Genomic DNA, 19300 nt, shown 5'->3' with positions numbered 1-19300 from the left:
ACAGAAGGACAGCCCGAATGCCGTGTGCATTCGGGCTGTAATTTATGTTTTTCCGCCTCTCTCAACCATGCAATCCGCCCGATAATCGGGGGCGATCACGATAAGGGCCGACCGGAACTTGAATCAGGCTCGTTCGTCCTTGCCGAGCCATATGGTAGACCTCGTCACACAAGCTTACATCATATCCGAGAAGCGGATGCCCGCCCATCCCCAAGGCGAACGCCGCGAGCAGCAGGCGCTGAACGAGCATCCCCGCTTCCATCTGTTGGACACGATACCCCCGGTACCCCAGTGCCGAATGAAGATGGTCCTTGTCTCCCGCCACATGCAGGCATAACGGGACTTGGTACAGGTTCACATTGTCCAGGGACATCCCCTGCTGCAGCCAAAGCCGATGGTCCCCGGGACGAACCTGACTGAGCACATGACGAACACTGTCATAGCGGTAAGCGCCGTCCGGGATGCCCTCAACGCCGTATAAACAACAATACAGGACGACGCGAGGCGCGGGGTCCTCACAGTTTCCATCCAAATCATTGCGATATCCGTAAGATTCCGCCGCCTCCCGCAGCAGCGCGGCCAAATTCGGCTCGCTTACCCGTCCCGTCACAAAATCCATTTCCGGCGAATAGCGCTTTTTGCAGACCGCTGCCAGATCATATGAAAGCCGCCGGACAGGGGATAATTTTACCGTCGGGCCCTCACCTGCATCGTCAGCTGTCCACTCTTTTCCGATCCGCCGAAACGACCGGGGCGACTCCATCAAGGACGCTTCGTTCATCCGGACCAGCATCGGATAACCCCTGATCCTCTGTGACCGGACATAGTGCCGATGCCAAACTGCCGGCAGCTCCCGGCACAGTTCGGCCGCCGAAACCATCGCGTCTCCGTCCCCGCGGTTTGCAAACCATGCGATGTCAGGATCGGACGACAGAGGAATCACCGCATACACACTTTCCTCCCATTCGGATAGCCCGAGCAGATGGTTCACCGCCCGATCAAGAAACTGGAAATACACCCCCGAGGAAACACCGAACCGTTTAGCCACCTCCAGCAGTTGTCCGATCAGCACGCCGGCATCCAGACCCTGCAGCCTGTAGCCAAAGTTATGGTATTTAAAGAAGTTTTTCCAAAACAGGGTTGAAACAAATACCATACCGAAACAAGCCGACACGTCACAACGGCTGCCAAGAGCCCTGGCCAGATAAGAATCGAAATGGCCTTCGCGCAGGAGCACCAAACGGTGATGTGCCGCATCGTAGTGATATACCCCGGCAGGCAAGTCTTCCAGCTTCAGATATATGTATAATTCGTTGGGATATAACCCGCCGCCGGAGGGAATAAACCGGCGCTTAAACAGCATGGAGCTTACCGCCTGATGCTCGGAATCGAAAGGCAGAATGGACTGGCACACTTGTGTGAGCCCGAATGCATACCAAAGAAAATGGCCGATTTCGCGAAGACCTGTCTTTCCTGGCTTTTGCCGTCCTTCGAGCGTCAGCGGCACTTCCGGAGATAAGGGCACCTCCGGCAAACCGCGGTAAAGCTTATAGGAAAGCGGCGCATCCTCCCAATCCGTCTCCCAGTCCGGAGGCCTCGCCCTATCCGTGTCATAATGCAGATGGTGTATAAAAGCATCCAGGTTCATCCTCCTCACTCCTCTTCACGGATTATGGAAACGGATGCGGATGCGGATTGAGCTGTTCCGGCTTTAGCGGCTGCTTGGCATATCCCAGCTTCACCGGTACGGTGAATACCCGTTCCAGTCCCGTCAAACGGGTAAGATGATGACCGAACGTCATAGGGAGCATCCCTGGAATCAATACTTTCACACAGTACAATCCGTTTCGCCTTAACTCCGGTGCAGTCTGATCCACCACGATCACATCAAGATTCAAGTCGTGAAACACCTGAAGAATGTCCTTCAAATCATCGGTCAAATCCGCAGATCCCGCCTTCGGCTTAAACTCCTCGTCAAAGGTCCGCAACGGACGATTCTCATCCAGTAAAAACCGCAAACGTTCTTCCGCTTGGGGTAAGCTGTACAGCATGGAATGGTCCTCCATGTGGCGTACCCGAAACGGATCGTGGAGCATTTGCTCAATTTCCTGCCGGTTCGCTTCAAATTTCTCGTCCAGCGTCATCATCATGCCCGAGAGCTCGTGAATCGCGCCTTTCACCGCGCGGATCGGGTCCGGATGAGCCCCGGCCGCACAGATCAGATTGACTCCGTTGGGTTTCCTGTTTTTCGCGAGCGCCCACACGCTTGGAATTCCATTCTCCATCGTAGCGTTAAATACAGCCACATCATAACCCGCCACCGCCCGCAGACGTCCGATCATCAATTGCAATTCCCGGTCGCCGGCGGAAGAAAGATCAAGATGTGGAATAGGCAGCTGTGCATACCAGGTCAACAGGAACGAATCGCGCTCCACCACTTCCATGATGCCGTAGAAAACAGCTTCCTCCAGACTGCCTCCCAATGCGCATCCATTGGACGTTTCATGGACAAATTTATCCCCGCACCCCAGGCTGTAATAAGCCAGCATCTCAGGAACCAGGATCGGCCGCCCCTGCCTGAACGAATAGCCCCATACCCAATCGATCGGGCGATCCGGATCAAACGGTTTGAACGGGAATCCGGGCCGCGCATACTGCTGCAAATCATATACGCCTACCTTGACGGGATCCAGGGCTTGAGCCTCGAGACGGCGGAAGCTGTCGCGGATCACCGTCCGTTTGCCGCGAGGCGCCACACCGCAGTACCGTTCCAAACCCTCCATAATGCCGGTCAGCTCACTGTCCGCATAGGAATGAGTTCGTCCTCCGCATGCTTCGTCCTGCGAAAACAGCGGCAGATTCACGCTCACATCGGCAAAGGGCGATACGAAATCAACCATTTTCCCATTCAACAAACCGATCCGGTAATCAATGTAGTCCGCGGCCAGAAATGGCTTCAAGTCATCGATCGGACGGCAGCGGTAGCTGTCGGCGTTGATTTTGGGACTGGGCTTTAACGGTATTCGGGCCGCTTCCGGCGTATCGTCGGCCAATCGACCGCAAACCGCACACTGCGGATCGGGTAAAAAGAAATGACGCGAGCTCTTCAGCGTTTGCAGATTAAGCAGCACCACGTTCTCTTCCAGGCCTCCCCGGCCTCCCCGCAGCACCCTGTCCGCCTCCGCCGCAAGCAGGTGCGCCGCCTGCAATAGCCCTGTACGGGATGCCCACGCATCACGCGGCACTCCCCCATGCTCGGCCAGCATTTGCCGCAGTCCCCACATCTCCTTGCGGTCGCGTCCTGCCATCAGATACCGCGAATCCGCACATTGGGAGCATCCCGGCTTTCCCGGACGAACCAACGGTCCCACCATGGCCTCGCCAAAGGAAACGAAGCCGCGCAGCCAAGGGATGCCCGCCGATTGCATCACCTCTTCCGCTTCGTAATGAGCATAAGGCTGCCATCCGTCGTGCAGCACCAGGACCAAATCCGCCGCTTGGGGTGCTCCTGTTTTGAAATCGGACTGACGGACAATCTCGTATTGAGCAGACAGTTGGGAATACACGAAATCCGCCAACAGCCCTTCTCCGACAACCAACACGACAGCGCCGCTCACCGGGACTCCCCCTCTCGTAACGACACGCCGAACACGCCTGCCAATTTCTCTTTCAGAAACGGTTCAACCGCTAGATCAAAGGTCACCAGCTGCTTGCCGTTCCGTGTCAAAAGCTGCAGGGCGGACTCAAGCGTCTCCCGCTGCGCCCTCTGTTCGCACGCCGGGATCGTAAGGCTTAGCGGCTCGGCTTCTTCCCGAAGCACCGGCGAAGCTTCCAACTCCCTCGTGATAGAGCCGGCCTCGGGATGTTGGGCATCCAGCAGCGCCCGCTGGAGCGCCTTCCTGAGCGCCAGGGTCACATTCAAGCCTGTGCTGCCATACCAGCGGCCGCCTGTACCGACCCAAACCGCGGGGAAACCGGACACTGCCTCTCCCAAGCCGATCGTGGGCGCACCTTGCATTGTGGTTAACGCCTGCAAGTAAAACCGGCAGCGTTCATCTTCTACCTCACTCAGCCTTACCAGGGCCACAATAGGCGGCTGATTCCCTTGGCGCTTGCCCAGCTCCTCGGCCAAGTATTGGTGCAACCCGCGGCAAACGCCCTCCGCGATCGTTTCCCCCGCTCCGACGCCGATAAATTCATCGGGTACGAGCAGGCCTGCCATTCGTGATACATAGGCCTCAATTCCCGCCAATCCGGCTTCCCGCCTTGCCTCTTCATGCGTCAGACCCGTAAAGATCTTTTCCGGCAGCAGCCCGGCCGGCCCTTCCGACAGCGGATCAACGGTTTGAATCCGGCACTGAGCGAGCGGAAGCTGCTTCAAGTCCCCTTCCTCCCAAAGATGAAAAATTCCCGACTCTTCCGAGGTTAACAAGCTGAAATAAGTAAGCAAATCGGTCGAATTTCCTTCATCCGTGCTCTCGTCCAACCGCAGCTCAAGATCGTAAATCCTCCGGGCCTCAGCATGTCCGGTCACCAGCGGATGGGGGATGAACGAATGCCAGCTGCCTTCCAATGTCTCCAAATCAAGCAGAAAAAACTTATTATTACGTTCCGGTTCATCCACGCCCGCCACCTTTTTGAACCACTCAAACACGATCACATTCACAAGCATTGCTCCGGCTGTAGGAGAGGGGAAGTGAATCGATTGGTCTTTGTTCAAGGCAGACCGGTGGATGCGGCGCCAAGCCGATTCCCAGCAGGCTTCAGAGTCCGGATGCACCTGCGGACCGGCCAGACCTGTCTGCTGCAGACCAATGGCAGAGAGAAATCCTTTTTTCTCCTCTCTGCAAACCGCATGAAGCGCCCGCAGCTCCTCCAGATCGCCCTCCTGCGATACATACAAAACCGAATCAAACGGCCGCACAGCCTCCCGCCAAGAGCTCACCCCCTCCTTCGGCAGGGTAATTTCTTCTACCGCCGCTTCAGGGTCTGTTTTGCGGGCGTGAGCCGCAAGCTCCGTCAACCGCTGCCGGTTGGTCGAAACCGAGTCGGTTATCAGGACATGGAATCGGGGCAACCCGGATTCGAGCAATGACGCGGCCAACGAGACCAACCATGAGCCCGAGCCTACCGCCAACACTTTGGCCTGGCGGTAGCACTGAAAACGGTACGCACCCGAGCCGCCGAAGCTGTTCAAAAATTCAATTTGAGAGGCATACTTTTGCAGAATCGGATCCGGTAATTGATGAGGACGGTCTTCTACAACGCGTACGAAGCCGTTGTGGTACAGCTTTTCTGCGATTTCCACCACCCGGTTACGGTATTCGTCCGGCAATCCGTCCGTCAGCTCCTCCAAGGTGTACTGCCCGTCTAATGCCGGCAGAAGCTTGGAAATCCACTGATCAATCGCGCTGCCTTCCATTCGAAACGAGCCTGAATTATTACGAAAATACACGCTTCCGTTCGAGGCGGGGAGAAAAAAGGTATCCCCTTTTACCTTCAGACGCATAGAAGGATTCAGCTTTGTCATTTCACTCCTCCTTACCGCAAGCTGCTCTTAAAAGCCGTCACTTTCACTCTCATCTTATGTATGGCTATTTGTCCCTCATGCCTGATTTTGTCGAGAAAAACCCCTGCCAGCCGGGCAGCGGCTGCAGGGGCCATTTCTCCTTAAACGGCGACAGTTTCCTTGAGGTAACTAGAAGCAGCGGGCACAGCCTCCGCAGCGAGCGCAGCCTCCACAAAATCCGCCGCAGCGAAACCCGCCGCAAAACCCACCGCATCGGCCAAATCCGCCACAAAATCCGCCGCATCGGCCAAACCCGCCACAAAATCCGCCGCATTGGCCAAACCCGCCGCAAAACCCGCCGAAGCCAACACACAAGCGGGCACTATCGTACTGTGCCTGATTGTCCCAGGGTGTTACCTCGCCCGCCTTGAATTCGGCAACCTGCAGATTTTGAATATCTTTTTTAAAATCATTCATGTTAACACCCTCCGCTAAATTCTATTCATGAGGGAAACCACCGGCCTTGATGGAGACATCCATCAAAGCTTAGTTAGGCCGATCTCCCTTGACAAAATAATTTATGTTAGATCATCCTCTCTTGTTACTGTTTCCAATGCCTACTTGCAACCAAAAAAAACGGCCCTTGTCCCGTTCATGCTTGAGACAAGGCCGTTCTTCTGTTGACTTGAGATCCTTGTTATAACAAGAAAACACAATCATGCGAGGGCATGAATAAAAACCCGCGTTCTGCGGGAGAAGCGCAAAACGCAGGTTTTTCATGTTTCAACCGATCACCAGAAGCCACCGCCAAAGCCGCCGCCAAAGCCGCCACCAAAGCCGCCACCAAAGCCGCCACCGAAGGCGAAGGGGGATGTTCCAATAGCGAGCAGATCAAAAAGAACGAGAGGGATAATAGCCGACGTTCGAACTTGTTTGCCTTTTTGCGGAGCAACAAACAGCTTGCCGCCACTGATGCGCACCAGCTTGCCCTGAACAACCGTACCGTCTTTTTTCACCGCATAAATCAGCTTGCCGATCAGCTTGGCTGCATCCTGCTTACGGACTGCTTTTTGCATAGTCGTGCACCTCCATATCGTTAGCGTCGGGCTTAAAAGCCCTCCAACATTGGTGTTAACGCTATATCATACGAGGCGCATCCCTTACCTGCTTGTATCCCTGTCCGTATTTCAGACAAAATGTGCCGCTATCCTAAGCCTTGGGGGCGCTTTGAGGCTTACGCAATCGGCCGAGCTCCATCGTGATCGCTTCAATCTCACTGATGCTGAACTGGCTTTTACCGGCCACCATTTCATAGATATCGCGCAGATCATCGTACTGTTCATCGTTCAGCCTGGATGCTTTGAGCGCGGCGCCGCTCGCCATACGCAGCTTCTTCTTGATTTCTTCTATCATGAATTCCGTATTTTCCAATGTATTGGCTGTCAAGTTCACCGTGATCACCCTTTCCATTTTCGCTTTTAGCATATGCCCTTATTGTACCATGTTTTGTGAACAGACGCTTCTTATAATATAATGATGACGAAATAAAAGTATTTATCCCCCGGCCGGAAGGAGAGCTTCGATGATACATATGCTGCACTTGCAAACAAAAGAACGGGACGAAATGATTGAAATTACCCACCTGGTGTACAATCTCTTAAAGCAGGAAGGACTTGAGGAAGGAATTGCGGTCATCTATTGCCCGCATACCACGGCAGGTATCACCATTCAGGAAAACGCAGATCCTGATGTTAAGCACGACGTTCTGATGAGGCTTTCCGAAGTCTATCCATGGCAGCACCCGAAATACAAGCATGCCGAAGGAAATACGGCTTCCCATTTGAAGGCCATGACCGTCGGTTCGTCGCAAACCGTACTCATAGCCGGTTCTCGTCTGGTATTAGGCCGTTGGCAGGGCATTTATTTTTGCGAATTCGATGGTCCTCGCGAGAGGACTTGTATGGTGAAGTTTATGCGGGGGTAACTTTGGAGTTTCAACGTCATGTGGCAGGGGGCTGCAAAGCATCTCCGGATGCCGAGATGACACTATCCTTGCAGCCCTTCGCACAAATATTTGACATGTTGTTCCGCCAACTTTTTGACATCTTCGAACGATTGATTATAACGAATATTATAAGAAATAAATCCGTGCAGTGACATGAACAAGCTCCATGGCAGGCTGTACATCTTTTTATCGCCGTCCGTCCGCTTAGAGACGACTGACCGCACAACAGTTGCAAACAGCTCCAAACACTCCGCCTGCTCCGTCCGTGAATAACGCTGCAGTTCGGGGTCCTTGATCATAAACATGATTTCGTAATGGTTCGGATTCTCCAACCCGAAGCGGATAAATTCAAACATCAGCTTCTCCAGCTGCCCAAGATCTCCTAAGCGGGTGCGCCTCAGCATATCCTTCATCCGATCCAGCAGCATTCGGAAATCATCGCTAACCAATGCATAGAACAGTTCCGCCTTCTCGCTAAAATGATAGTACAATGCCCCATGGCTGTAACCCATTGACTTTGCGATGCTCCGCATCGTTAATGCATGATAACCGTGCTGGATAAAAAGCTGTCTCGCCTCCTCCAATATGCGCTCGCGACTCAGCTCCTGTGCAACCGCCTTCCTGGCCAAAATTTCCCAACCCCCCTGTGTCATTGTTGTCATGGACTATTCTATATCAGCCGCGCCCCCACTTCACTCTTCACGGAAGCTCGTCATGATCTATATAACGCGATTCCCCTTCAATAATCGTTGCCTGTCCTTGCGTAATATCCGTCATCCAATGGATGAACCGCTCCGTCTCTTCAGCCAGAGGCAAGCAGGTCAGCGTCACTTTGTCGGTGAATGAGGTATCGCCCATCAGCATCCCCCGGTTCCTCAGCTCGTTATCCACTTTGCCGTGCCATGTGTAGTCGATTTCCACCAATACCTCGGTGTGCAATACCTTATACACGGGCTCCGCCGCCGCGAGTCCAATGACCGCTCCATCGGTATACGCGCGAACCAAGCCTCCTGCGCCAAGCAGGATCCCGCCAAAATACCGGGTGACGACTACGGCAACATTTTTCATCCCCTGGTTCTTGATGACTTCGAGAATCGGTTTCCCCGCCGTACCGCTCGGTTCTCCATCATCCGACGCTCTCTGAATCTCATCCCGCTCCCCGATCATGTAAGCCGAGCAATTATGCGTAGCGTTCCAATGCTCCTTCTTGATGCTTTCGATAAAAGCGATCGCCTCGTCTTCCGTCTCCACCGGCTTGGCATAACCGATAAACCGCGATTTCTTGATGACGACCTCCGCCGAACCGAAACGCTTTACCGTTCTGTACTGTGTGAGCATGGTCTTTCAGTGCCTCCTTTATATCTAACCGCCCTGCCCGTGTAGATTCGTGTTAGATCTAAAAAAAGCGGCTCTCCCAAGGGATGAGCCGCTTTGTCGCGTGTGCCAGAGTCCGTCGGCCTTACTGTTTCAGTCTGGCTTCTAGCTCAGCTTTTTGTTTCTCGTATCCCGGTTTTCCAAGCAACGCGAACATGTTTTTCTTATATGCTTCCACGCCCGGCTGATCGAACGGATTGACTCCAAGCAAGTATCCGCTGATTCCGCACGCTTTTTCAAAGAAGTAAACCATGTAACCGAACGTGTACGGGCTCATATCCGGCAGGGTAACGATAAGATTCGGTACGCCTCCGTCCGTATGGGCGAGCATCGTCCCTTCGAACGCTTTCTTGTTGACAAAATCCATCGTTTGGCCGCTGAGAAAGTTGAGTCCGTCCAAATCCTGCGGATCGCTGCCGATCACAATTTTCTCAGCAACCTCCTCGACTTGAATCACGGTCTCGAACAAATTGCGCGAGCCTTCTTGGATAAACTGTCCCATGGAATGAAGGTCCGTTGAAAAATCGACCGAGGAAGGGTAAATTCCTTTGTTATCCTTACCTTCGCTCTCACCGTACAGCTGCTTCCACCATTCCGACACATAGTGCAGGGATGGCTCGTAGTTGACGAGAATTTCGGTTGTTTTGCCTTTGCGATAGAGCGCATTGCGTACCGCGGCATACTGGTAAGCTTCGTTTTCCTTCAAATTCGGATTGGAGTAAGCTTCACGCGCATCCGCCGCGCCGCGCATCATGGCTTCGATATCGATGCCGGCCGTTGCGATCGGCAGCAATCCTACTGCTGTCAGCACCGAATACCGGCCGCCCACATCATCCGGAATCACGAAGCTTTCGTACCCTTCCTCCGTGGCCAGTTTCTTCAAAGCCCCTCTGGCTTGATCGGTTGTCGCATAAATACGCTTGCGCGCCGCTTCCTTGCCGTATTTCTTTTCCAGCAGCTCGCGGAAAATGCGGAAGGCGACCGCCGGCTCCGTTGTCGTTCCGGATTTGGAGATCACGTTTACCGAGATGTCCTTGCCTTCGAGCAACTGGAGCAGATGAGCAACATAGGTGGAGCTGATGTTTTGGCCGACAAAATAAATTTCAGGCGTCTTGCGCTTGTCCTTGGGCAGCAGGTTATAGAAGCTGTGCGACAGCATCTCGATCGCCGCTCTGGCTCCCAGATAAGAGCCTCCGATACCGATCACCACGAGCGCATCGGAATCCGATTGAATCTGCCGGGCCGCTTTCTGAATGCGGGCAAATTCATCCTTGTCGTAATTGACCGGAAGATCGATCCAGCCGAGATAATCATTGCCTGCACCGGTTTTATTATGCAATTGGTCATGTGCCGCGGCTACCGCTCCGGCCAAATAATCCACTTCATGTTGTCCAATGAAATTCAGTGCTTTACTGTAATCAAAACGAAGTTTTGCTCCCATCGTAAACATGTCCTCCTATCCATTCATCTGGTTCTCTCTTTATGAAGACTATGTCGTAAATCCCTATCACATAGAATACTTTACTTTCTGTCCATAACGCAAGAGAACATTCACAGTCTCCCATAAAATACAAAAATCCATGCAGCCATGACGAGATCAACACGATCGGACGGATTTGCAGGGCAGCAGCGGAAAGGCCGGCCGCCGAAAAAATAAAAACCCCGCCCATCCGCCATCGTTATGTCATCATGGATCGGACAAGCGGGGTTTGACTTGCCGTACTATTCGCTAATGTAGGAGCAGCAGTAATCCGTCACCGTACGGACGTCAAGCTTGAACTTCTGTCCGGCCGGAACGGTGAATTCTCCCGTGCCGTTAATCTCCAGCCATTCCGTTGAACCGGGGAGCAGCACCTTCAGCTCACCGGCCAATATTTCCATCACTTCCTTCACGTCCGTACCGAACTCGTACTCGCCGGGCAGCATGATGCCGAGCGTCTTCCTCGTGCCGTCCGCGAACAGAACCGCGCGGCTTGTGACCTTCCCGTCGAAATAGACGTTTGCTTTTTTTACTACCGTTACATTCTCAAACTGCGACATCGCGCCAACGTTCCCCTCTGAATGGTTTATTTCAACAGCTGCTTTACGCGGGCAACCACGTTCTCTACGGTAAATCCGTACTCACGGATAACGACCGGACCCGGAGCCGATGCGCCGAACTTGTTGATGCCGAGCACGTCGCCCTGCTCGCCGACATAACGCTCCCAGCCAAACTCATGGCCCATTTCCACTGCCAAACGCGCTTTCACATCCGGCAGAATAACCGAATCCTTGTACTCTTGCGTCTGTTTATCGAACAACTCCCAGCTCGGCATGCTGATGACCCGGACAGCCACGCCTTCTTCGGCAAGCTGCTTCTGAGCCTCAACAGCCAGCTGCACTTCCGTACCTGTCGCGATAATTTGCGCTTGCGGCTTGCCATCCGGAGCATCGGCAAGCACATATGCGCCGCGATCGACCGCGCCCTTCTCCGAGCCCTCCAGCTTCGGAGCCGCTTGACGGGAGAGAATCAGCGCGACCGGACCGCCCTTGTTCTCTACCGCATAACGCCATGCCGCCGCAGTTTCGCTGCCGTCCGCCGGACGGATCACCGTTACGCCCGGAATGACGCGAAGCGCCGCCAACTGCTCGATCGGCTCATGCGTCGGGCCGTCTTCGCCAACACCGATGCTGTCATGCGTAAAGACGTAGATCGCCGGTACATTCATGATGGCTGCGAGACGAATGGCCGGACGCAGGTAATCCGAGAAAACGAAGAACGTTCCGCCGAATACTTTCAGGCCGCCGTGCAGCAGCATCCCGTTCACTGCCGCGCCCATTCCGAACTCGCGTACGCCGAAGTAAACGTTCCGGCCGCTGTAATCCTTGGCCGACAATACGCCGAGGTCTTTCATATGCGTCATCGTCGACGATTCGAGATCCGCAGATCCGCCGATCAGATGCGGCACATTCTTGGCAATTTCGTTGAGCACGATGCCCGATGCCGTCCGGGTTCCTTTCTCTGCAGGCGGAGCGATCGAGATGTCTTTATCCCAGCCTTCCGGCAGATCGCCCTTCACGGCAATTTCAAACTGCTTTGCAAGCTCAGGATACGCCTTGGCGTATTCGGCAAACATGGCGTTCCATCCTTCGTATATATCCCTGTTGCGCTTTTTCACGTCTTCAAAATGCTTGCGCACTTCATCCGGCACGTGGAAATGCTGCGTATCGTCCCAACCGTAAGCCTTCTTCGTCAGCGCGACTTCTTCCGCACCCAGCGGCGATCCGTGCGGGCCCGCATGTCCGCCTTTGCCCGCTTTGTTCGGGCTGCCGTAACCGATAACCGTCTTCACCTCGATCAAGGTCGGACGATAATCGGCCTGCGCTTCCAGCACCGCATTGTGAATCGCCTGCAGATCGTTGCCGTCCTCTACGCGAAGCACCTGCCAGCCGTAGCCTTCAAAGCGCTTGGCCACATTCTCGGAGAAGGACAGATTGAGCTCGCCGTCCAGCGAGATATCGTTAGAATCGTAAAGTACGATCAATTTGCCAAGCTTCAGATGACCGGCAAGCGATGCGGACTCCGAAGAGATCCCTTCCATCAGGTCGCCGTCACCGCAAATGACATAAGTATAATGGTCGATCACACGGTATTGATCACGATTATATACGGCAGACAAATGAGCTTCCGCCATGGCCATACCTACCGCCATACCGAAACCTTGTCCAAGCGGGCCTGTAGTCGCATCGACGCCAACCGTGTGGCCCACTTCCGGGTGACCCGGCGTTTTGCTGCCCCATTGCCGGAAATTCTTTAGCTCTTCCATCGGCAAATCATATCCGCAGAGATGCAGCAAGCTGTACAGCAGCATGGAACCATGTCCGGCCGACAGCACAAACCGGTCGCGGTTGATCCAATTCGGCTGATCCGGATAATGCTTCATCAGCTTGGCGAACAGCTCATATCCCATCGGCGCGGCTCCCATAGGCATGCCGGGATGTCCGGACTTCGCCTTCTCTACCGCATCGATGGAAAGGGTGCGGATGGTATCCACGGAAAGTTGCTCAATCGATTTGTTTGTTACCGTCATTATTATCCTCCCACTTCTACTCTTTGTCTTGTATCGCAACAGTGTGTCAAGCCGTGAATCGCCTTCATTACAAACAGCAAGCTACCCTTATGCAGCGTAAGCTGTTCACGTGTGCATCATTCTCCGGCCACTTCAAGTACTTGCCCTATTGTACCATTCTCCGCATGAGTTTTCCATAACCCGTACACTTCTATTCTACCAAATAATCTACTGCAAAATTGTTGTTCACTGACACAGCGGCGCTGGCCTGGTGGCTTGCCAGCCACTTCTTGTATTCTGTGCTGCTCGCCCGCTGCGGCGCATGGTCTCTGCGCAAGCTGCAGCAGGAAAATAAACAAGACGGTACTGAGCCATAGCCAGCACCGTCTTTCTTTTGCCGCATATGTTGCTACGCAGACAGACTGTCTTTGTTCAACAGCAGAAACACTTTCCCTTCCGCATCCACTTCAACCGGAAACGTCATCACACAGCCTTCATCGGGAGCCTGCACCAAACCGTCCTTCATATTGATCTTCCAGTCGTGCAGGGGACAAAAAACGTGATGATCGCAAACGATTCCTTCCGACAGCTTCCCGTTCTTATGGGGGCAGCGGTTTTCGATGGCGTGCAATTCCCCGCTCGAAAGCTTGAAGACGGCAATCTCCGTACCGGCTACCTTTACCGTTCTGGACCGCAGCGCCGGGATATCCGATACCCGGGCTACCATAATACGCTCCATCAGCGCTCACCTCGTTCAAAATAATGTCGACCCAATCCGGGCGCCCGTCCGGTTCCCTCTTATTCCGCCGCGGCGGCGGCATCCTTCGCCGGAAGCGATTCAAACATGGCGCGCAGCTCGGGCGTCTCAATGATTTCCTTCCAAGGGTCCTTCATCAGCTTCAGCGTCTCGTCGATACGCGCCACAAGCGCCTTTCGCTTCTCCTCGGTATCCAAAGCCTGCCGAATCACGTCCAGGCCGACACGCTGTACCCATTCGCTCGTCCGTTCGTTCCATTTGGCGTTCTCCCGGTAATACTGCAAGAATGCAGCCGAGTATTCGAGCACCTCCTCTTTTGTCCTGACCTTCCACATCAAGTCGGACGCCCTGACCTTGACGCCGCCGTTGCCGCCAATATACAGCTCCCAGCCGCCGTCGATGGCCACAACGCCGAAGTCCTTGATTGTCGCTTCCGCACAGTTGCGCGGACATCCGGATACGGCCATTTTCACCTTGGCCGGTGTGTTCAACCGCTCAAAACGCCGCTCCAGCTCAATACCCATGGAGATCGAATCCTGTGTTCCGAACCGGCAGAAGGTCGAACCGACACAAGTTTTCACTGTACGGAGAGCTTTGCCGTAACCATAGCCGGACGGCATATCGAGCTCTTCCCACATCCCCGGCAGATCTTCTTTCTTCACGCCGAGCAGATCAATACGCTGACCGCCTGTAATTTTGACCATCGGCACGTCATATTTTTCCGCCACTTCGGCGATTTTTTTCAATTCCTTGGGAGAAGTCACCCCGCCATAAATTCTCGGTATGACGGAGTAAGTGCCGTCCTTCTGAATGTTGGCGTGATTCCGTTCATTAACAAAGCGCGACTCCCGCTCTTCTGCGTGCTCTACAGGCCAAACCATGCCGAGATAATAGTTCAGCGCAGGACGGCATTTGGAGCAGCCCTCCGGATTCGACCATTCGAGCACATGCATAACCTCTTTGCTCGTCGTCAAATGCATCGAGCGAATAGCCGCTACCACCTCGTCCCGGTCCAATGTCGTACAGCCGCAGATTCCCTCTTTGGCCGCGGTGACGGCATCCTCCCCCAGCGTACAGTTCAGTACCTGGGCGACGAGCGGTTTACATCCCCCGCAGGATCGCGAGGCATTCGTACAAGCCTTGATCTCCTCAACCGAAGTGAGTCGCTTTTCTTGAATGGCTTTCACTATGGTTCCTTTGGTCACGCCGTTGCATCCGCATACGATCTCGTTATCGCTCATCGCCCCGACCGCCGTCCCGCCGTTACCGTTCCTGCTGCCAAAGTCTTCGCCCAGCACGATTTCCTTCTCCCGGCCGCTGATATCTTCCCCCGTTCGTATCAGTTGGAAGATGCGGGAGCTGTCGCTTGTATCGCCAAACATCACGGCGCCGACCACTTTCCCATCCCGGATCAAAATCTTTTTGTAAATGCCGTCAATTTCATCTTGAATCCTAATGGCGCGCGTTCCCGGCTCTTCGTTATATTGACCGCCGGAGAAGACGTCAACGCCCGACACCTTGAGCTTGGTGGACGTGACCGATCCCCGGTACCCTTCGCACTCAAGGCCGCACAGCTTCTTGGCAAGCACATCCCCCTGTTCATACAACGGGGCTACAAGTCCGTAAGCAACGCCTCGGTGCTCAGCGCACTCCCCGACCGCATAGATATTCGGGACGCTGGTTTGCAGGTAATCGTTTACCACGATGCCGCGATTCAGCTCAATCCCGCTTTCCTTGGCAAGCGCAACGTTCGGCCGTATCCCAACCGCCATCACGACGAGGTCGGCTTCCTCAAAGCCGCCGTCCTTGAACTTGACCCCGGTTACCCTCTTCTTGCCCACGATTTGTTCCGTCTGCTTCTCCAAAAGAAACTTCATGCCCTGACGCTCCAGCTCGGCCTGCAGCATTCTCGAAGCCGTTTCATCCAACTGGCGCTCCATCAAATAATGGTTAATATGGACAACCGATACCTCCATATTCAGATTGAGCAGTCCGCGCGCCGCTTCCAGTCCGAGCAGACCTCCGCCGATGACGACCGCTTTCTTATATTGCTTGGCCGTCTCCATCATCGTTTCGCAGTCCTTGATATCCCGGAAAGCGATAACCCCTTCCTTGTCCGCCCCGGGAATCGGAAGCATGAACGGCAGCGAGCCTGTTGCCAGGATCAGCTCATCATAAGCTGCGGTCACGCCTTTATCGGAAACAACCTTCTGGTTGGCCGTATCGATCTTCGTCACGGTATGCCCTGCATGGAACGTAATGTTGTTGTCCCGATACCAGTCCCAGTCGTTCAGGACGATGTCCTTCAATCCGGAATCCCCGGCAAGCACCGACGAAAGTAAAATCCGATTGTAATTCGGATATGGCTCCGCCCCGAAAATCGTAATATCGAACATCTGAGGGGCCAGCTTTAAAATATGCTCTACACACCGTACGCCCGCCATCCCATTGCCAACCAGCACCAGCTTCCGTTTCATGCCTCTCCACTCCTCATCCTAAAATTCATTACACAAAACGTTATATTTAAGAAATTATTGAATATTTTCATCCGGAAATCCTATTTTGTGTAATGTTTATTTACATTTACTTATGTAAAACCAATATACACGATAAATCCGTATCATACAATATATTCTTCTGAAATTTATTGATTTTTTATGCATTTATTTTTAAAAAACCGAATATTAAATGATTTAATTTATTTTATTGTTCGTTTTTTATAAAAATTTCCCTTCAAATGAATATATAAACTTCAATTTTATGTTATATTATATTACATATAAATCAAAGCTGATAGGTTACTTCAATATCCCTAGTCTCCATAAACATCTTTCATAGTACAAAAATAAGGCCGACCCGCTTCTTTACTTCAAAGAAGACGTGTCGACCTTCATGATTCAACCGCATCCGGGCCTCCTGACCCTTTCACGTTTTTTTAACTGAACACTACCGTTTTATTTTGATGCACAATGACGCGATCCTCCACGTGCCAACCGACGGCCCGCGCCAACACCGTTCTTTCGATATGGCGCCCGATGCGCTTCAGGTCATCCACATTGTCGCGGTGGCTTACCCGCTGCACGTCCTGCTCGATGATCGGCCCGCCATCCAGCTCCTCCGTGACGTAATGCGCCGTAGCTCCAATGATTTTTACGCCGCGGTTATATGCCTGAGCGTACGGCTTGCCGCCGATGAAAGCCGGAAGGAACGAATGGTGGATGTTGATAATCCGGTTCGGAAAATGCTCTATAAACTTCGGCGAGATAATCTGCATGTAGCGGGCCAGGATGACCACATCCACCTTCCCGGCCACCAGCTCAAGCTGACGCTTCTCCGCTTCAGCCTTCGTATCCGGTGTTACGGGAATATAATGATAAGGTATGCCGAGCGGCTCAACAAGCTCCCGCATGTGGTCATGATTACTGATGACCATCGCAATGTCCGCATCGAGATCCCCCGACTGCCAGTGCCAGAGCAGCTCCAGCAGGCAGTGGTCTTCCTTGGATACGAAGATGGCGAGGCGCTTCCTGCGGCTTGCGCGTGTCATCCTCCAGTCCATCTCAAATTCCTTCGCCACGTTGTCGAAATCGGCTTTGAGCCGTTCGATCCGTGCATCCAGATTGTCGAGATCGAATTCGATCCGGATAAAGAATAAGCCTCCCTCCGGATCCATCGTATATTGATCGGATTGAACGATATTGGCGCCATGCTCGTATAAAAACCGCGAAACCGCGGCCACGATACCCGGCCTGTCCGGACAGGATACCAGCATGCGGGCACGATTTTGTAAATCTGTACTTGTTCTCTTAGGGGTGATTTTTGGAACCATTACATTTTCTACTCCTTCATTAAACTGACCATTATACGGCGGCAAACAAATGCTCACCGGCAAACCACGCAGTCAAACGGTGATTAATCTGTTCTTCGGTTAATTCGGGGAACAAGCCTTCTGCAACAACCATGTCATAAAGTCGCTCCATCGGCTCGCGGCCATCCGCTTTTTTGGCTTTGGCATCCGTCTTGAGAACTTCCCACGTCTGAAGCACATACGTTCTCGGATTCAGCTCCTGCTTCGAGAAAAAGTGCGCCAATCGCTCTACATCCGAGAGGAACTCTTCGCCGAACCGCTCTTTCACGGTGCCCCCCAACAGAGCAATCTCCGCCTCATACATCGGACGCTGGTAGCTATCCTGCTTACCGATCCACGGAGTCTCCAGTATAAACGGCAGATGCTTCAGCTTCTCGTGGTGAACCACGCCGTTCATCGCATCGAAACCGATCCAGCCCGAGCCAACAGTGGCATGGCGGTCTTTCCCCGCTCCAATCGGATTTTTGCTGTCGTTCAGATGAACCACCGCAATACGGTCCAGACCGATCACACGATCAAACTCCTCCAGCACGCCATCCAGATCGTTCACGATATCGTAACCCGCATCATTCACGTGGCACGTATCAAAGCACACTGACAGACGGCCGTTGTCATCCACCTTCTCGATAATCTGCGCCAGTTCTTCGAAACTGCGGCCGATTTCCGTCCCCTTGCCAGCCATCGTCTCCAGCGCAATTTTTACATCCGTATCCTTCACGCCTGCCAGCACCTCATTCAAGCCTTGAGCGATGCGCGCAATACCGAACTCGGCATCCTTGTCCGTGTAAGCGCCCGGATGCAGTACAATCTGCTTTACGCCTATATAATCCGTACGGCGAATTTCTTCCTGAAGAAAACGTACCGCCAGCTCGAATGTGTCCTCTTTATACGATCCCAGGTTAATGATATAGGGAGCATGTACGATAATTTCATCGATGCCATGCTTGTCCATCAGCTCTTTGCCTTCTTCGATATACTGCGATTCAATCGGCTTGCGGCGCGTATTTTGCGGCGCCCCCGTATAAATCATAAACGTGCCGGAGCCGTACGAAACAGCTTCTTTCGCAGCATTCAGCAGCCCTTTATCTGAAAACGATACGTGTGATCCAATTTTAACCATGACCGGAATTCACTCCTTTTCACATCACATCTCTCTATTTTACTAGGATTGCGTCCGGAAATCTAGAATAGGAAATGTTTCTCTAACCAAAAGGCGCTCCTGCTCCAATCTGCCGTTTTCCTGAAGCCCGGATTTACGGTATAATGGAAGCGAGGTGAAATGTACGATGCTTTTATCCAGTTCCGTCCCGCCCTCGGGATTTATGTGGTTTATCCTGTTTTGGGTGTTCGTGCTGCTGTTCTTTATGTCGATCGGCGGCTATTTTATGTTCCGCAAATTTTTGAAGGTGCTTCCGATGGGAAATGACGGCAAATCCAAGCTCGACTGGCAAAATCATTATGTCGAATCATCCCGGCATCTATGGACGGAGGAATCCAAAGCCTTCCTTGAAATGCTCGTTGAACCGGTCCCCAAGCCTTTCCGTGACATCGCCAGGCATTCCATCGCCGCCCGGATCGGACAAGTGGCCCTGGAGGACAACGCCACTGAAATCACAAAGGATCATTGCATCAAGGGTTACATTCTCGCAACGCCAAAACGCGATTACAAGAGTCTGACCTCCTTTCTCGACAAAAAGCAAATCGACTATACCGCTTATAAGCATCTGCTTCAGTAGCA

General features: G+C 53.2%; 17 protein-coding genes. 2 read left to right on the top strand and 15 right to left on the bottom strand.

Translation table 11 applies throughout. The features are described from left to right. Positions 1 to 61: 61 nt before the first annotated feature. From NR121_RS17195 to NR121_RS17170, 6 genes are all read right to left on the bottom strand, one after another. Positions 62 to 1648: a SagB family peptide dehydrogenase gene (locus NR121_RS17195; protein ID WP_062409880.1), complete on the bottom strand. Its 1587-nt coding sequence runs from the start codon at positions 1646 to 1648 to the stop codon at positions 62 to 64. 22 nt (positions 1649 to 1670) lie between these two features. After that, on the bottom strand, positions 1671 to 3617 hold the full coding sequence (locus tag NR121_RS17190; protein WP_256831545.1) for a TOMM precursor leader peptide-binding protein: 1947 nt from the start codon (positions 3615 to 3617) through the stop codon (positions 1671 to 1673). Continuing rightward, a complete protein-coding gene (locus tag NR121_RS17185) occupies positions 3614 to 5530 on the bottom strand; it encodes a putative thiazole-containing bacteriocin maturation protein (RefSeq protein ID WP_062409882.1) in 1917 nt (638 codons plus the stop codon). The genes NR121_RS17190 and NR121_RS17185 overlap by 4 nt, the downstream gene beginning before the upstream one ends. 168 nt (positions 5531 to 5698) lie before the next feature. Further along, on the bottom strand, positions 5699 to 5986 hold the full coding sequence (locus NR121_RS25380; RefSeq protein ID WP_074729158.1) for a heterocycloanthracin/sonorensin family bacteriocin: 288 nt from the start codon (positions 5984 to 5986) through the stop codon (positions 5699 to 5701). 314 nt (positions 5987 to 6300) lie between these two features. Beyond that, positions 6301 to 6585 carry a hypothetical protein gene (locus NR121_RS17175; RefSeq protein WP_054818177.1) on the bottom strand — a complete coding sequence of 95 codons (285 nt, stop codon included), beginning with the start codon at positions 6583 to 6585 and terminating at the stop codon, positions 6301 to 6303. A 133-nt stretch (positions 6586 to 6718) separates the two neighbouring features. Further along, positions 6719 to 6961: a DUF1128 domain-containing protein gene (locus NR121_RS17170; RefSeq protein WP_054818197.1), complete on the bottom strand. Its 243-nt coding sequence runs from the start codon at positions 6959 to 6961 to the stop codon at positions 6719 to 6721. A 130-nt stretch (positions 6962 to 7091) separates the two neighbouring features. On the opposite strand from NR121_RS17170, the gene NR121_RS17165 reads away from it, so the two are divergent. Beyond that, the gene (locus NR121_RS17165; RefSeq protein WP_054818176.1) at positions 7092 to 7493 is read left to right on the top strand and encodes a secondary thiamine-phosphate synthase enzyme YjbQ; all 402 of its coding nucleotides are present in this window, start codon (positions 7092 to 7094) and stop codon (positions 7491 to 7493) included. A gap of 62 nt (positions 7494 to 7555) precedes the next feature. Here NR121_RS17165 and NR121_RS17160 read toward each other — a convergent pair whose 3' ends face one another. From NR121_RS17160 to NR121_RS17120, 9 genes are all read right to left on the bottom strand, one after another. Then, positions 7556 to 8143: a TetR/AcrR family transcriptional regulator gene (locus NR121_RS17160; RefSeq protein WP_054818175.1), complete on the bottom strand. Its 588-nt coding sequence runs from the start codon at positions 8141 to 8143 to the stop codon at positions 7556 to 7558. A gap of 70 nt (positions 8144 to 8213) precedes the next feature. After that, complete coding sequence (locus NR121_RS17155; protein WP_062409884.1) at positions 8214 to 8852, bottom strand: YigZ family protein; 639 nt, start codon at positions 8850 to 8852, stop codon at positions 8214 to 8216. Positions 8853 to 8973: 121 nt separating this feature from the next. Further along, positions 8974 to 10329 (bottom strand): glucose-6-phosphate isomerase, encoded by a 1356-nt coding sequence (locus tag NR121_RS17150; RefSeq protein WP_054818174.1) that lies wholly within the window; start codon positions 10327 to 10329, stop codon positions 8974 to 8976. 281 nt (positions 10330 to 10610) lie between these two features. Next, positions 10611 to 10928, bottom strand: coding sequence for a pyrimidine/purine nucleoside phosphorylase (ppnP, locus tag NR121_RS17145; protein WP_054818173.1), 318 nt, complete (start codon positions 10926 to 10928; stop codon positions 10611 to 10613). A gap of 26 nt (positions 10929 to 10954) precedes the next feature. Further along, positions 10955 to 12958: a transketolase gene (gene tkt, locus NR121_RS17140; protein WP_082660880.1), complete on the bottom strand. Its 2004-nt coding sequence runs from the start codon at positions 12956 to 12958 to the stop codon at positions 10955 to 10957. A 388-nt stretch (positions 12959 to 13346) separates the two neighbouring features. Further along, positions 13347 to 13676 carry a nitrite reductase small subunit NirD gene (gene nirD, locus NR121_RS17135; RefSeq protein WP_062409885.1) on the bottom strand — a complete coding sequence of 110 codons (330 nt, stop codon included), beginning with the start codon at positions 13674 to 13676 and terminating at the stop codon, positions 13347 to 13349. A gap of 59 nt (positions 13677 to 13735) precedes the next feature. After that, positions 13736 to 16171, bottom strand: coding sequence for a nitrite reductase large subunit NirB (gene nirB, locus NR121_RS17130; RefSeq protein ID WP_054818172.1), 2436 nt, complete (start codon positions 16169 to 16171; stop codon positions 13736 to 13738). Positions 16172 to 16629: 458 nt separating this feature from the next. Next, a complete protein-coding gene (gene purU / locus NR121_RS17125; RefSeq protein WP_054818171.1) occupies positions 16630 to 17523 on the bottom strand; it encodes a formyltetrahydrofolate deformylase in 894 nt (297 codons plus the stop codon). Positions 17524 to 17554: 31 nt separating this feature from the next. After that, the gene (locus NR121_RS17120) at positions 17555 to 18682 is read right to left on the bottom strand and encodes a deoxyribonuclease IV (RefSeq protein ID WP_062409887.1); all 1128 of its coding nucleotides are present in this window, start codon (positions 18680 to 18682) and stop codon (positions 17555 to 17557) included. A 166-nt stretch (positions 18683 to 18848) separates the two neighbouring features. Between NR121_RS17120 and NR121_RS17115 the strand changes: the two genes are divergently transcribed. Then, complete coding sequence (locus NR121_RS17115; protein WP_054818170.1) at positions 18849 to 19298, top strand: DUF2621 domain-containing protein; 450 nt, start codon at positions 18849 to 18851, stop codon at positions 19296 to 19298. Positions 19299 to 19300 lie beyond the last annotated feature (2 nt).

It is taken from the genome of Paenibacillus sp. Pae15, from assembly GCF_024519685.1.
Classification (GTDB): Bacteria; Bacillota; Bacilli; order Paenibacillales; family NBRC-103111; genus Paenibacillus_G; species Paenibacillus_G naphthalenovorans.
Note: the sequence above shows the minus strand (reverse complement) of the source record. Positions and strands in the feature narration are given on the sequence as shown.